We start from the raw sequence: 15,773 nt of genomic DNA, 5'->3' as shown, positions 1-15,773 counted from the left end.
ATATCTCACCTCAGCACAGCCGGACACCCCTGATTCATTCATGCTTCTGACCCGCTCCATCTCGACCCTCCAATGGTGCCTGTTGTTTTGCCCGCTTCTCGCGCAAAGTCAACCGAAACCCGATACGGTTCGATCCATCACCGCGGTTCGTTTTTCCGGTTCAATTAGGATTGACGGAGAGCTCAACGAGTCTGCGTGGCAGCGTGCGGGTGAAACACGTTTTACGCAGCGTCAACCCGATGAGGGAAAACCCGCATCTCAGAAGACCGAGTCGTGGGTCGCGTATGATGACAACGCGCTTTACATTGCGGTGAAACTCTATGATTCCGATCCCGACTCCATTATCGGAAGGTTGGCACGACGTGACCAGGATTCGGAGTCGGATGAAGTGGGAATTGGTATCGACGCGGGTCACGACAGAAGGACGGGCCAGTATTTTATGGTCAATCCTGCAGGTGCGATTCAGGACGGGACGTTTTCGAACGATACACAGACGGACGACGGCTGGGATGGTGTGTGGGACGTTGCAGTTCGCAAAGAGGCGTGGGGATGGTCGGCGGAGTTTCGCATTCCCTATTCGCAGCTGCGGTTCGCGAAGTCCGATCGCTACGTCTGGGGGATTGAGATCTACAGAGGAATAAGGAGGAGAAACGAGGAGTCCTATCTCGTGTTTTATCCCAGAACCGACCGCCTTCGCGTTTCCCGCTGGCCCGAGCTGGTCGGGATTGAAGGAATTGAGCCCCCGCCGCGCATTGAGCTTCTTCCGTACGCCACAGCGACCGGGAAATTCGTCCAACAGGCTCCGGTCGATGCGTTCAATCTGGGAAGGACGGATCCCTTCAAGTTTCAGCGTAAGTTTCCGATGAATCTCGGCGCAGATGCGAAGATCGGCCTAGCGGGCGACGTGACGCTCGACCTTTCCCTGAACCCCGATTTCGCCCAGGTTGAAGTCGATCCTGCTGTTGTCAATCTGACAGCGTACGAAACGTATTATCAGGAAAAGCGTCCCTTCTTCATTGAAGGGTCAAACATCCTCAGCTTCGGACGCGGGGGAGCTCCGTCGCTACAGGATTTCGATTGGTCAGATCCAAGCTTCTTCTACAGCAGGCGTGTTGGCCGGGCCCCACAAGGTCAGGTCACGCACAGTGGATTTGTTGACACCCCTGATCGGACAACGATCCTCGGGGCAGCAAAAGTCAGCGGCAAGATCACCAACACGTGGTCATTTGCGGCTGTGAGCGCGCTGACAGCCCGCGAGTACGGCGATGTGGATTCGGCCGGAGTCCGGTTCAACGACGAAATCGAGCCCCTCACGTTCTACGGCGTCGTTCGGACGCTTAAGGAATTCAATGATGCGCGTCAGGCCGTTGGTGTGCTCGGTACCGTGGTCGAACGAAATATACGGGATGACCGGATGAAGAGGCTGCTCAATGACCGGGCGCTCTCCCTTGGCATTGACGGCTGGTCGTTCCTGGACGAAAGCAAAGTTTGGGTGCTCACCGGCTGGGCCGGGGCATCCCGCGTTTCCGGGACGAAGGAAAGAATGACAACTCTTCAACGTTCGGCACAGCACTTCTTCCAGCGTCCGGATGTCGGCTATCTCGGTGTGGACTCGAACGCAATGTCCATGACAGGCTGGGCATCACGCATCTGGCTTGACAAGGTCACAGGTAACTGGATCTTTGATGCCGCGCTCGGTGCAATAGATCCCGGCTTCGAAACAAATGATGTGGGATTTCTCACCCGGGGAGACTTCATCAACGGGCACATCTATTTCGGTTATGAGTGGTACGAACCGGAAGGTATCCTGCGATCGAAGGGGATCACCGGTGCCGTCATACGGCAGTATGATTTCGGCGGACGGAAGATCGGCGATGGATACAGATTGTTTCTCTCGGCTCAGCTCCTCAACTATTGGTCGGCGAACCTGGCGCTGGCGTACAACGGGGAATCGTACGATGATCAGCGGACGCGGGGCGGTCCTTTGATGAAAGCACTCGCGAGCCGGAGCATGGTGTTCACGATCTCGAGTGACTCCCGCGAATCGTTGTACGGGTCGCTGAATCTCAGTGCGGGCAGGGGTGAATCAGGCGGGTGGCTCTACAGTTCGGGGATGTATTTCAACTGGAAGGCCTCGCGCAATCTCAACACCAGTCTCAGCCTGGACTATTCACGCGTTCATGGCGCTTCGCAGTACATCGATGCCATCGGCGATCGGTTTGCAACGAACACGTACGGAACGCGATACCTTTTCGGAGCAATCGACCAGAAGCAGCTTTCCACGACTCTCCGTCTCAACTGGACCTTCACGCCGAAAATGAGTCTTCAGCTGTACCTCCAGCCGATCCTCTCGAGTGGAGCCTATTCAGGCATTATGGAATTGGCCCAGCCCGGGACGTTCACCTTCAACAGATACGGTGAGGGGGATTCACAGATTGATGTGTCGGACGGCGAGTATAGAATCTATCCAAACGGCCGTAGCGGGGTGATTCCTGGTTTCACAATCGGCAATCCGGATTTCAATTTCAAATCCGTCCGCGCGAATATGGTATTCCGGTGGGAATATCTCCCCGGTTCGACTCTCTTCTTTGTTTGGACGAACGAGAAAACGGATTACGAAAGCAGGGGGGACTTTTCTTTTGAGCGGGATGCAACAAGGCTGATGCGGATGACCCCCGACAACGTCTACTCGATCAAACTCACCTACTGGATCAACCCGTAGAGCATCGTCGATTTTCGATTGCCGATTGCCTGCGGCGTTCGTGGTTCTGAGAGCAGAGGGGGCAGTTGATCAATACTTCTATCAATTCTTTCGAATGATCGCTGCTTTGAAGCCGGGTTCCTGCCACACAGAGAGGAAATCGGGATCGAGGATTTCGGTAAAGATGTACTGGAGCGAAACGGCTTTCGTCAGTTCGGCGATTGCGCCCTGCTTATCATTCTGAATTGCGTGCACGCGCGCCTTCCAGTAGTGCAACTTCGAAGCAGCCGAGTCGAGTGCCATGGCTTGTTCTATCGCCTGCACAGCGCGCTTGGGGGTTTTTGCCCGTCTCGCCTGGAGAAGTGCGTACGCGGCCAGCGTAGCCACGTCTCTTGGATCTTTCGTCAGGACGACTTGCTCGGCGAGCGTGATGCCCTGATCAAAACTCGCGTTGGATTCGTTCAATTTTCCCTTCAACGAGTACGCCCGCCCCATCCAGTAGTGCAAGAGGATTTTTGTGCGATCGTCGCTGGTCTCCATCATTCTTTGACAGTAGTCCAGGACCCTGTCTTCCTGGTCCAGCGAAACCCACAGACGGAACTTATACCCAACTGTCAGAAGAGAATCCGGCCCCCCCAACAACGTCGCTTGCTCGAACTGCCGCGAGGCATCCTCGTGCTGGTCCTTGAAAAGATCGATAATTCCCTTCACTTCGTACGACCGATAATGCCGTGGATCAGTTTTCATGGCCAATTCTGCGTACTGCAATGCTTCATCAGTGTTTCCCTGAATCAATGAGAGAAGTGCATGTTCACGATTGCAGGCAGCATTTCCCGGTTGCAGCGACAAACCAGCTGCGATCTCGTTCCGTGCCCGGTCGAATTGCTGCATGTAACGGTACGCCTGCCCGAGGGTGGCATGGGCGGAGGCGTTGTTCGGGTCTGCCTTGACAGCTTCCCGGACGAAAGAGAATGCGGTCTCGAGCATGGCTTCGTCCCGTTTGCCCTGCTGGTATTCATTCAGCATGACCCTTGCTAACGTCAGCTTCGCAGGAGTGAGCGTTGAATCTTGCCGCAATGCATCATGGAGATAGACAATGGCCTGCTGAGTCGAAGTTCCGCCTGGGTGCAGCGACAACACAAATCCACGCAAGTACAGAGCGAACGCTTCCGCGTTTTCGGAGCGGCGGGCTGCCGTGCGCGGTGCCGCCTCGATATCCATGAACTTGAACAGAGCCGCGCCGGTTTGTGCGGCGAGGGAATTCAGATCGGGGATGGTACCCTGCAGCGTCGTCTCCCAGAGTGCTTTCTCGTCTCCGAGCTCGAACAGTTGAGCTTTCAATGTGACAGAAGTCCCGTTCACCGAAACTGATCCGCGCAGTGCGTGGGTGATACCAGTCGGAGAGGCCTGGCTTTGAAGAAGTGCGGTGTTGGCGCCAAAGACATGGGCGCTGGCAGGATCAACCACCAACACGGTTGGTGTTTTCGCCACTTCGTCTGCCACAAACGCCGAAAGCGCTTCCCCGATGTAGCCATCGTCCGCCTGGCCGGCTGAGAAGGGGAGAACAGCTATGGTGCCGGGTTTCCTCAAGGATACCCGTGTCAGCAAGTACGTTGCGGTGGCCCCGAGAAGCAGAAGCACGACCGCTGTTATGCCGATATAGATCTTCGTCTTCGGGACTCTCTGCTGTTCCTTCCGGGCGGCAGCGACTTTCTCCAGCGTGACTTTTGCGACCTCTTCCGCCCGCTGACGTTCGACTTTGAGAGACTCCTCTTTAGCACGCTCATCTTCAGCAAGTGTTTCGAGCCTCTGACGTTCAAGACGAGCTTCCTCAGCGAACTGGACCTGCTTCTCGATGCGCTTGGCCTGCTCGTTGTTCGGCTCGAGCGTGTACACCTCCTGCAACGCGTTCAACGCCTCCTGATACTGTTCCTGCTCAACAAAGCCAAGCGCCACGTCAAGGCACTTCTCAATCCGCTGTTTTCGCTCATCTTCCTTCCGCTGCTTTTCCTCTTTGACCCTTCGGCGGCGGTCATCCTCATCGCGGACGGCCCGCTGCTCCTCAACTTGCAGGATCAGCATCTGAGCTTCGTAATGAATCTGGACGACTTTGTAAATCTCCTTGATCTCTTCTTCAGCCTTGGTCAGGTCGCCGGCTTTGAAATATTCCTCAGCTTTTGCGTAATGCTCGTTCGCGCGCGCCATTTTCTCGGCGTTATCACGTTCCTGCGCGTCATCGACTTTCTGTTTGGCAGCTTCGACGCGGGTGGCCTCTTCATGTTCCTGTGCAGCGACAAGATCAGCTTTGCGGCGGGTTGGGCGGCTCTTGGCCGATTCGGATGGCTCAGAAAGCCCCGGGATGGAGTCGAGGAGGAGTTCGAAGACTTCAACCGGTTCAGCAATGTTCTTCAGGTCTATCGATCCCATGTTGTAAGCACGGATCGGCATCTTGTTCTTGACCTGGTTGTAGATTTCGGAGGAAACACAGATGCGGTTTGGCTCGGTGATCGCTTCAATCCGCGCGGCAATGTTGACCCCGTCGCCGTAGAGGTCATTGCCAATGGTCATAACATCGCCGAGATGGATACCGATGCGGATCTGGATCTTTTCGAATTCGGGCTTGCCGGTACTATGCTTGTGGAAGAGTTCCTGTGCTTCAATCGCGCAACGAACGGCGTTCACGGCGCTTGAAAAGTCAACCATGAACGAATCACCCAATGACTTGATCACAACCCCGGTGTTTCGCGCCACGAGATCGCGCATCGCATCGTCGTGTATCTTAAGGACCTCCATAGCGGCGCCTTCATTCTCGCCCATCTTCTTGGAGAAATCCTTGACGTCAGTAAACATGATGGCGGCGAGTTTGCGGGTGCCGCCTTCGGAGTTTGAAGCCATGATGCGTTTGTCGTGGTATTGAAGAGTGAGAGTGACGAACTACCGAAAGCGAAAGCCAGAATTCTGCCACAAAGGCACCAGGACACAAAGAAAACAAAGAGAAAAGATGTACTCTCAGATCTTAGTGTCTTCGCGACTTGGTGGCGCTTTTGGAAATATTCTTCACGGAGAGATCGCGGGGGTATCAATCCGTCCCGACGGCTCCCCTGTCCGAACTGCTTTACCCCCTCCGTGCGGACTGGAGATGCTTCCAAATTATACAAGGTCAAGATATTCACAGATGAGCGGAATGTCAATACTGGCGGGAGAACTCATTCTCGGAGCAGGAATTATTCTTGCGGAAAGGTGGATCGAATGGTTCCATCAGCGAAACCTAATCGAAAACACTTGCTCTGATCTTCCTGGTCTCTCTGTCCCGTCGGAACACCTATAGCCTGTGCTTCCAATAGGGATGATTTAGCGAAGAATATTCACGGGAATTTCTATCGGTTGGCGTAGTACTTCGTATAGTATTCAGCAACCATTCGATCGGTATTGTAAACAGGAATGAGACTGCGCATGGAGCTCCGAATTCGTTTGATCCAGCTCTCGGGAACCCCCTCCGCATTGCGGCTGTAGAATTCGGGAACAATCTGCCCGGAGAGCGTCTGAAGAAGATCCTCAGCATCCCTTTCGTCCTGCAATTCGAGATCTGCCTCTGCACTACCGTCGCCGATGGCCCATCCGTTCGTGTCCTTGAAACCCTCCTGCCACCATCCGTCCAGAATGCTGAGATTCACGCCTCCATGGATCACGGTTTTTTGGCCGCTTGTGCCGCTCGCTTCCAGGGGACGTCGGGGAGTGTTGAGCCATACATCCGCGCCGGCAACAAGATACCGGGCGACATTGATGTCGTAATTCTCAACAAAGACCACCTTGCCAATCAACTGAGGATGGCGAGTCATTTCGACAATGGATTGCATGAAGCGTTTCCCCTCGTTGTCGCGGGGATGCGCTTTCCCGGCAAAAACAAACTGAACGGGGCGATTCGAATCGTTGGCGAGTGCAATGATTTGTTCCAGATGTCGGAATACCAGAGGAGCCCGCTTATAGGTCGCAAATCGTCTGGCAAAGCATATCGTGAGGGCATCAGGTGAGAGCGTCCTGTCGATCGAACCGAAACCATCTCCCTCGCCTCTTCCCTGGAGTGCCCGCAGCCTGAGACGTACAAACTCGACAAGATCCCTTCGAAGCGCATACCGGAGAGCCCACAGCTCGCCATCGGTTGCCACCTCGCCGTTTTCGAGTTTGCTCCAATAATGAGGATCCATCAACTTCGCAGTCCAATCAACACCGAGCCGCTTGTTCCAGAATTCATGAGCTTTGGCCGTGGCCCAGCTTGGAGTATGAATTCCGTTCGTAATGTAGCCGATGGGAACCTCAGCGACCGGATTCAGTGGATACATCTCTTTCCACATTTCCCGGCTCACCTGTCCGTGAAGTTCACTCACGCCGTTTGCAGCACGCGACATCTTCAGGGCAAGCACAGTCATCGTAAACATTTCCTGCGGATCGTCCGGATTGATCCGCCCGTACGCCATCAGCTGTTCGCCGGTCAATCCCGTATCACTCCAGAAGCGGTCGAGCGTGTGGTGAATGAGCCCGGCGTTGAACCGGTCGTGTCCCGCCGGCACCGGGGTGTGAGTTGTAAAGATGCATCGGGACGAAACAGACTTCCGGGCATCTTCGATGCTTGTTCCCTGTTTCACCTGTTCGCGGAATAGCTCGAGTGTAAGGAACGCTGAATGTCCTTCGTTCATATGGAAGACCGAAGGTTCGATCCCCAGCGAACGCAGCAGCCGAACGCCGCCGATCCCCAGAACAATTTCCTGACCGATCCGGGTATTGACATCGCCGCCATAGACATGACCGGTGAGTCCCTGGAAATGCTCGTCATTCTCAGGAAGGTTCGTGTCGAGAAGATAAATGGTTGCGCGTCCGACACGCAGCCGCCATGCCTGGAAATGAACGGTGCTTTGGCCGATCTCCACTGAATTCAGCAGTCGACCCCCTTCTTCACGGGTCACGAGCTCCAGCGGAAGGCGCACCGGATCGTACACGGGATAGGATTCCTGCTGCCATCCGTCGGGACCGATGTGCTGCTGGAAATAGCCGTTTCGGTAGTAGAGACTTATACCGATGAAGGGAATGCCGAGATCGCTTGCGGATTTGGTATGATCGCCGGAGAGAATGCCGAGTCCGCCTGAGTAAATAGGAAGTGATTCGTGCAACCCGAACTCAGCGCTGAAGTAGGCGACAGGATGAGACAGCCGATGGGCCTGATGTGAAGTCCACGTATCGCTTGTCTGCATGTATGATTCGAAGTCCTCGAGGACCCGATGCACTCTCTTCTGAAAATCCGGATCGTGCAGACGGGCGGCAAGTTCGGTGTGAGAGACTTCGTGAAGAACTTCGACTGCGCTGTGGTTTGATCGTTCCCAGATCAGGGGGGAGAGTTCCCGGAAAATCTCCTGGGCTTGTGGGTTCCAGGTCCACCAAAGATTGCGTGCGAGAGATTGCAGGCGTTCAGCAGAAGTCTTGAGACTACCGTTACTCAATAGAATCACCGTTGTTGATCATAGAAATCGAATCGAATTGCTAAAAATGCAAAAAAATGAGCGGAAATTCCAGAGGAAAAATGAGAGAAAGTGAAGGCTGATTCAATTCCAAGGAAGTGAGAAGTGAGGGCGGTGCTGGTTCCGATTGGAAGGACGCAAGACATGAGACGGAAGACCAAGACAGTATCCCGAAATTCATTTCGGCACCGTTCGAAACCATTTGGTGAGACGAGAGACGTAAGACGGCTGACCGCGAACATGGCTTCTGTCTTCTGAATTCTCCATTCTGCCTTCTGTATTCCCAATCCCTCTTGTCGGTATTTGTGCGAATTGATAATGGCGGACGAATTTCGTTCCTTGGTGGCAACGTCTTCTGACGGTGGGCAACACTGGGAGCATTTGAATGCGGGATTGGTCAGAGGTTCCATCACGGCGTTAGTTGTCGATGACACAACTCTATATGCCAGTGTCTTCGGTGGTGGATTCCTTCGATCGACTGACGTAGGGATAGCTGGAAAGGCCGGAACTCGGGATTAACAAACCTATTTGTGTATGCATTGGTGTCGATGGGAACTCACCTTTTCGCCGGCACATTGAACGGGGGGCTGGTCAGCTTTGGAACTGCCGCGGGTGTGATATAGATCGTCTTGGGAAGCTCGGAGCATATTTCCAGATGGGAAATGCTATCGTGTCTATCGCGATAACTCACACAGGTGCTTTGTGCTGACGCGAAATATCATGTTGATCCGTTGATTTCGCACGTCGAATCCAATTGAAGATAACTTGAGGTATTGATTGGGCTTGAGAAAGCAAATACTCTTCTTTGTCTCCTGGCTGATACTCCTCTCTAGGATGAATGGATGTAAGCAAGAGGGCCCGGCGGATTCTTTGGTCGACGTCTGGACGGTCTCGGGGAAGTGTTATCTGGCAGGGTCGACTAACCCGGTTGCCGGGGTGATCGTGTCGTGCGGCGCGGTAGATGTCTCATCAGCTTCAGACGGATCGTACAGCATACGAGGCGTTGCCGCCGGCGATCATCTTTTGACCGCTCATAAATCGGGTTTGCTGGATTACTCGGAGAAAATCCATGTGGACGCAGATGTGCCGATGAACGTCTTTTTGGATTTCAAGCGAATGAACATCTCGGGGTACGTCGTCAATTCAGTTGACGGACCGATCTCCGGCGCACGCGTAAAACTCGCTACTTATGTCGACGTAACGGATATTTCCGGGCGATTTCAGTTCTTCAACGTCCCTCAAGTGTCTGATTCCCTCGTGGTCACTCACCCCGATTACAACCCATCGATTGCCCCCGTGGTAGTAGGAGACAGCACACAGAGGTTCGATGTGACGCTGACCAAGGATACAGTACTAACCGGAAACGCGTTGACAACCCAATATGTGGATCAAGTATTTCCCAACTCGTACTTTCCAGTGTGGCCGAACAACGACCGCGTGTATCTCAGAGCAAACGGCGTAGACAGCCTGGGGATGTACGTAGGTGGCGTCCAGCGCAACATCTTTCTCACGTTTCAATTTCCCCCCTTGCTGAATCAACCCAGCGTCACTCTTGTTGAGGGGGCTCTCGAGCTTTGCACTGACAAAGAGTATGCTCCGTTTGATGTCCAAACATATGTTATCGAGCTTAGCCCCTCCCTTTTACTGACATATGCCAATCAGCCAGGTGTTGGTGCTCTCCTTTTTTCTGGCACTGTTGTTAACACCGCGCCTGGAAAATACTCCGCTGTGCTTGTAACTGACGGACTTAAGGTACTCTTGGCCAGGCAGCAAGTCCAGGGTGTAAGTCCAGTCGTTGAAATCAGAGGAGGATTCGTATATCCCGTCGGTTTCTATTCTGTGCAGGCAACAGCCAACAAACCAAGGCTGAGGTATACTATACATTATTGAAAGCAAGCCTATGAGAGCGAGCAAAATGGGTTGGAGAGTTTTTCTCTTCGGGTTTCTGGGTGTTGCCGCCGAAAGCTGGGCTCAGCAGGATTGGTACTGGTACAACCCGCGGCCGCGTGGCAGTCACATCAGGGCGGTTCAGACCGTCACGCAGGATCTCATCTTCGTCGCGGGAGACCAGGGATCCATTATGAAGACGACTAATGCCGGAGCGACCTGGCAAGTGCTTCGATCCGGAGTCACGGTGACGCTATACGGTCTCTCATTCATCAATTCGACGACCGGAATGGCGGTCGGTGCAGCGGGCACAGTTCTTCGGACGACCGATGGAGGTGTATCGTGGAGACAATTGAAGATCGGGACTTCAAACCGACTCCTGAGCATTGCGTTCATCAACGCAACGACCGGGACTCTTGTGGGGGACGCTGGCTCCATCTATCGGACGACGGACGGTGGGTTCAACTGGGTTCTCCAATACGGCGCTCCGAGCACGACCCTGAATTTCGTGAACTTCCTCAATGCTAACGAGGGGACAATCGTGGGAGCCGGAGGGACAATTCTTCGGACCGCAAATGGAGGAGCGAGCTGGAACCGCCAATACAGCGGAGTCGATGTGGAATTGGATGGCGTATCATTCTTTAGTTCCGCTGTTGGCACTGCTGTCGGCGAGATTGGAACAATCCTGCGGACAGAAGATGGAGGTGTCACTTGGAATGCACAGCAAAGTGGCACTAGGGATCACTTGCGGGCGGTCGCTTCTTCGGACTTCGCTATCGGCACCATTGGGGCAGACAACGGCACAGTCCTGCGCACAACGGACGGGGGAAAATCCTGGAATGCTCACGGAAAATACACGACCGCGTGGTTCGCGGCGATCTCATTCACCAACCCGAATGTGGGAACGATTGCCGGTTCTTTTGGAGAAGTCTACAGAACGACCGATGGTGGGGATACATGGCGTTTCTTAACCCCGGGGCGGCGGATGCCCATGTACGGCATTCAGTTTTACGACAATTCTCTTGGGATGATGGTGGGAAATTTGGGCAGCATTCTGAAGACAACCGATGGGGGGCTGTCATGGCATGAGCAGCAAAGCAAAGTGGACGCGCATCTCTTTGCTGTTGGGATCGCAGACCGGGATACAGTCCTCTGTAGCAGTATTTACGGGAGATTCCTTCCGAGGACAAGGAACGGCGGCAATTCCTGGTACCTGGATACGCTCCCGAGAGTGTTCCCCACAGACATCACCATTTCGAGCATCGCATTCTCGAGTTTGACGTTGGGTCTGGTTGTTGGAAAGAAGGACACAAACAGGTTGCCCGGGGATCCCAGGACCAGATTCCAAGAAAGCCTCATTTGGCGAACCACTGATGCGGGGCTTACCTGGTCGTTCGCTAAGCTCGGTGAGGGGCCAGAGTTCAGCTGCGTGCGATTTCGATCGCCGAAGGAAGCACTCGTGGTCGGTGGATATCAAGAGGGAGTTGTTCTCAATCATCCTGAGGCGGGGGCGATCATGCGAACTATAGATGGAGGTCTATCATGGTCAACTGTATCGGGGTTTGGCTCAGTTCCCTATCTGCACAGTCTCACCTTCAACAAAGGGACCCTCGGAATTGCAGTCGGCAACAGAGGAACAATCTTGCGAACGGAAGATGGCGGTGTTTCATGGACTCAACAACCAAGTGGCACGCTCAATGCATTGCGCGGGGTTGCCTTTTCGGGGGACTATACTGCCTATGCCGTCGGTGACAGCATGTGCATCCTTCGATCGCTCGATGGAGGATTGTCATGGGAGAGCCTGAATGTGCCATGGGATGCCTCTGCAAACGCTGTAACGTTCATTGATCCGCTTCATGGATTCATGATCGGAGATGGAGGAATGATTCTGACTACATTCGCGCCTCCGGTAGTATCGGTCGCAAAAGAGAATGGCACGGGCAGCTCTCCGACTTTTTTGCTTGAGCAGAATTACCCAAACCCGTTTAATCCAGGTACTGCAATCAGCTATCAGTTGACTGCTCTCAGTCATGTGAATCTGGAGATCTATGATGTACTTGGCAGAAGGGTTGCGGTGCTGGTGGATGAGATGAAGATGCCCGGAACCTACACCGTCAAGTGGAATGGCGCTGGAATACCAAGCAGCGTGTATTATTATCGCTTGATGTCAGGCGGATCGATCGAAACAAAAAAAATGCTTTACTTGAGGTAGGATCTGGTGATGTGAGGTGAATCGTTGAGCAGCAATTCTCTGCAGTTGAAGAATATCAGACTATTGACGTTGGGACTTCTCATGTTGGTCGCCGGCGTTTTTCTCAATTCCGGCTGCGATCAGTCTTTCGACCCTCAGGGTCCACTCGATAAGCGGATGGTGGTGTTTTCTGTCCTCTCGACTGATCACAAGAACCAATATGTCCTGGTACAGCAGAGTTATTCTGTTCCGGATTACAACCCGCTGTCACATACCACCGACAATTCATTGGATGATGTGCGTGTCGCCCTGAATGCTTCAAATGGCAGTTACTTCTTTGCTGATACGTTGTTGCCACGGCAGGACACAAGCCGGTACAATTTTCCAATCCGCTCGTTTGTGCTGAGAGACTTCACTCCAATTGGTGAAGCGACGTACGAGATGGTCATCCAATCCAGGAGATATGGCCTTGCATCTGCGAGTGTGACAGTTCCCGGAAGCAGTCAGATCTCGAGGTCACAAGGTGTAGAGCAAGCCTTGAATACTCCTCGCGATTATCCGAATGATTTTCAACTATCGTTCGTAGTCGGGTTGTCCCCTGCTGCCAAGGGGATCCTCAGCCGTCTGCTGTTGTACTACGACGTACAAAAAGGAAATCAGTGGTTTAGTGAGCGCGTGGAAGTGCCGCTCAACTCGGCAGATTCAACGCTTTATACTCTTGATCACGCGGTGTACCCGCAACTCGCGGCAACACCGGCGACGTCGAGAATCGCGCTCAATTACAAGAACGGGTACTATCGGGCCATCGTCTATTGGGTCAATTCGAAATATCCCACCAACCGCGTAATCTTCAAATGGGTGACGCTCGTGATATTGCAGGGGGACAAGAACCTTGTGCAGTACTATACCAGTGTTCATCCCTCATTTGACCCGTACTCGATTCGTTTAGATGAATCAATCGCCTCGCCCGTCAACGGAAGCCTCGGGCTGATCGGAGGGTACAATCTTGATTCACTCGTGCAGCTTCTGCCGGCGAATTTCTGGGGGAACAAGTGATGCGGATTCTTTTGGAACTTTGAATTGAGTCGTTTTTTTACTTTGCAAGCGACTAGCTGCACATTCACACAGCACCGACGCTGTATCTCACCGTTTACATCATGCAATCTCAACCAGGAAACGCGTCTTGAACAGACTTCGCCAACTTACACTTCTGTTTCTGTTTCCGTGTCTCCTCGTCGCCCAGGGCGTGGACATTCGAGGCATTGTGTCGGACAGTTCAACGGGGGAGAGAATACCTTTCGCGAATATCCTCCTGTTGAATACGAGCAAAGGCGCCTCCTCCAATCTCCAGGGTTTTTATCTTATCACCAGTGTCCCTCCCGGGCAGTATCAGATTTCGGCGAGCTCTGTTGGATATGAGTCACGGGTGAAGGAGATCACCGTCCGGTCAGGTGCGTCGATGACGGTCAATTTTGAGCTTCCGTCGAAGCCGGTGGAAATGTCGGGTATGGACGTTACGGGAAAGGGAAAGAAAGAGCTCACAGAAATTCACACGAGCGTGCACATTCTCGAACAGCGCGACATCCGTTCTGTGCCGATGGCAGCCCAGGATGATGTTTTCAGATCGATCGGCATCCTGCCGGGAATCGTCTCGACGAGCGATGTGACGTCTCAGTTCTATGTCCGCGGGGGTGCGGGAGATCAGAATCTCATCCTCCTGGACGGGATGAAGATCTTCAATCCGTACCACGCTTTCGGTATCTTCAGCATTTTTGATTCCGACCTCATCAAGACGACCGAGGTTTATACGGGTGCCTTTCCCGCGGAGTACGGGGGGAGGCTGTCATCAGTTGTCAGCATGACGACGAGAGACGGCGACTCCAAGAAAATCTCCGGGCGGGGAAACATCAACTTTCTTTCCACGAAGCTAGAGCTGAATGGCCCTTCCATGGGCGGCACAAACTGGCTGGTCAGTGGAAGGAAATCGCTCTTCTCCCAGACTCTGGGCAAATTTCTGAACAAGGATATCCCGCTTTCATTCTACGACGCGCTCCTGAAGTTCACGATGGTGGATGGGGAGGGACAGGGGAAATACAGCGTTGAGTGGTTCACCAGCGGTGATGTGATGCGATCTTCAAACCCGAACGAACCGGACTATTCGTGGAAGACGAGCGCGTTTGGACTGGTGGCATCAAGCCTGATCCAGGACCGGCTCTATGTCAACGTCGTCGGGTACGGCAACAGTTTCACGGGATCCCGGGACGCGAAATCGTCGCCCGACATCTCGTCATCCACAGCAAGTGTCCGGGAAGCTGGCGTCCGCGTCAATGGGACGCTCTATACAGACAATCACGATCTGTTTCTCTTCGGTTTCGAGTTCAATTTCCCAATGCTCGAAGACTGGCTCGTAAACAACGCGGGAGTTCATCTACACTACTACAGCGATCTCGCGGAAGCCTCGGTCTGGACCCAGTACCAGTTTACGGCAGGGCTTCTGAAAGCTGATCTCGGTGTCAATCTTGATCTGGGAAGCCTCATGAGCCGTGACGCCGGTTTCGAGGTCGTCCAGCCGCGGCTGAATCTCAGTTACCCGCTGTGGCAGACTTGGGTGGGGAAAGTGTCGTACGGACGCTTCACTCAAAGTCTGATCACGCTCAACAACGAAGACGACATCATCTCGATCTTCGATACATGGGTCCAGCTTGCCGGTCAGTTGAAGCCCGAACTGGCCGACCACTATGTTGTCGGCTTGGAGGGCAATCCCCTGCGAAACTTCTCAGCGAGTTTCCAGGGATACTACAAAGACTACAGGTCGCTCGTACTCTATAACCGGGATAAGATCGATTCGCAGGATCCGGACTACATCAACGGGACTGGAGCGGCGTACGGATTCGAAACGCTGTTGCGGTATGGTACGAATGCGATCGATCTCTATGGGGCCTACAGCCTGGCCTGGACCTCGGTTACGACAAGGGGTTTCACCTACAACCCCCGGTACGATCGGAGACATACGCTGAATCTCCTGGTGACCTATCGACCCATTGAAGGACTCGAGGTGGGGGCGAGGTGGCAATTCGGAAGCGGGCTTCCGTATACGCAAACGATTGGGTACTACGATCGCCTGGCGCTGACGAACATTTTTCGCGGGCCTTGGGTTTCGGAAACACCCGGACCGTACATCCGGCTTGGAGACAAGAATGCGGCGCGGCTCCCGACATACCATCGGCTCGATGTCAATGCGACGTATCGATTCACTGCCCGTCCGTTCTCCGGATCCATCGGAGTGAGCATCATCAATGCCTACAATCACAAGAACTTGTTCTACTTCGACAGAAAAACCGGCCAGCAAGTCGATATGTTGCCGGTGTTCCCGACTGCGACACTGAGTCTGGAGTTCTAGTGCCAGTTCAAACAAATCATATTGTAGTCTTCATCGCGGAGACGCTGAGTCCGCACCAGCCCGCCACGCGGTCTGGCGGGGAGA

Annotated in this window: 7 protein-coding genes; 5 read left to right on the top strand and 2 right to left on the bottom strand. The window is 53.7% G+C overall.

What is annotated here, in order from left to right; genetic code table 11:
• The first annotated feature begins 40 nt into the window (after positions 1–40).
• Positions 41–2,722: a DUF5916 domain-containing protein gene (locus NTU47_13300; GenBank protein MCX6134783.1), complete on the top strand. Its 2,682-nt coding sequence runs from the start codon at positions 41–43 to the stop codon at positions 2,720–2,722.
• An 81-nt stretch (positions 2,723–2,803) separates the two neighbouring features.
• Here the strand turns inward: NTU47_13300 and NTU47_13295 are convergent, their stop codons facing one another.
• Both NTU47_13295 and glgP read right to left on the bottom strand, forming a co-directional pair.
• Complete coding sequence (locus NTU47_13295; GenBank protein ID MCX6134782.1) at positions 2,804–5,596, bottom strand: hypothetical protein; 2,793 nt, start codon at positions 5,594–5,596, stop codon at positions 2,804–2,806.
• 482 nt (positions 5,597–6,078) lie between these two features.
• A complete protein-coding gene (gene glgP / locus NTU47_13290; protein ID MCX6134781.1) occupies positions 6,079–8,202 on the bottom strand; it encodes an alpha-glucan family phosphorylase in 2,124 nt (707 codons plus the stop codon).
• An 879-nt stretch (positions 8,203–9,081) separates the two neighbouring features.
• On the opposite strand from glgP, the gene NTU47_13285 reads away from it, so the two are divergent.
• The 4 genes from NTU47_13285 to NTU47_13270 all read left to right on the top strand — a co-directional run bounded on the left by NTU47_13285 (position 9,082) and on the right by NTU47_13270 (position 15,689).
• On the top strand, positions 9,082–10,101 hold the full coding sequence (locus NTU47_13285; GenBank protein ID MCX6134780.1) for a carboxypeptidase-like regulatory domain-containing protein: 1,020 nt from the start codon (positions 9,082–9,084) through the stop codon (positions 10,099–10,101).
• 10 nt (positions 10,102–10,111) lie between these two features.
• Positions 10,112–12,310: a YCF48-related protein gene (locus NTU47_13280; GenBank protein ID MCX6134779.1), complete on the top strand. Its 2,199-nt coding sequence runs from the start codon at positions 10,112–10,114 to the stop codon at positions 12,308–12,310.
• A 24-nt stretch (positions 12,311–12,334) separates the two neighbouring features.
• The gene (locus NTU47_13275) at positions 12,335–13,345 is read left to right on the top strand and encodes a hypothetical protein (protein ID MCX6134778.1); all 1,011 of its coding nucleotides are present in this window, start codon (positions 12,335–12,337) and stop codon (positions 13,343–13,345) included.
• 127 nt (positions 13,346–13,472) lie between these two features.
• Positions 13,473–15,689, top strand: coding sequence for a TonB-dependent receptor (locus NTU47_13270; protein ID MCX6134777.1), 2,217 nt, complete (start codon positions 13,473–13,475; stop codon positions 15,687–15,689).
• The last annotated feature ends 84 nt before the right edge of the window (positions 15,690–15,773 follow it).

It is taken from the genome of Ignavibacteriales bacterium (assembly GCA_026390595.1).
GTDB lineage: Bacteria > Bacteroidota > Ignavibacteria > UBA10030 > UBA10030 > UBA9647.
The sequence above is the reverse complement of the archived record's forward strand: the minus strand, read 5'-3'. Positions and strand labels throughout refer to the sequence as shown.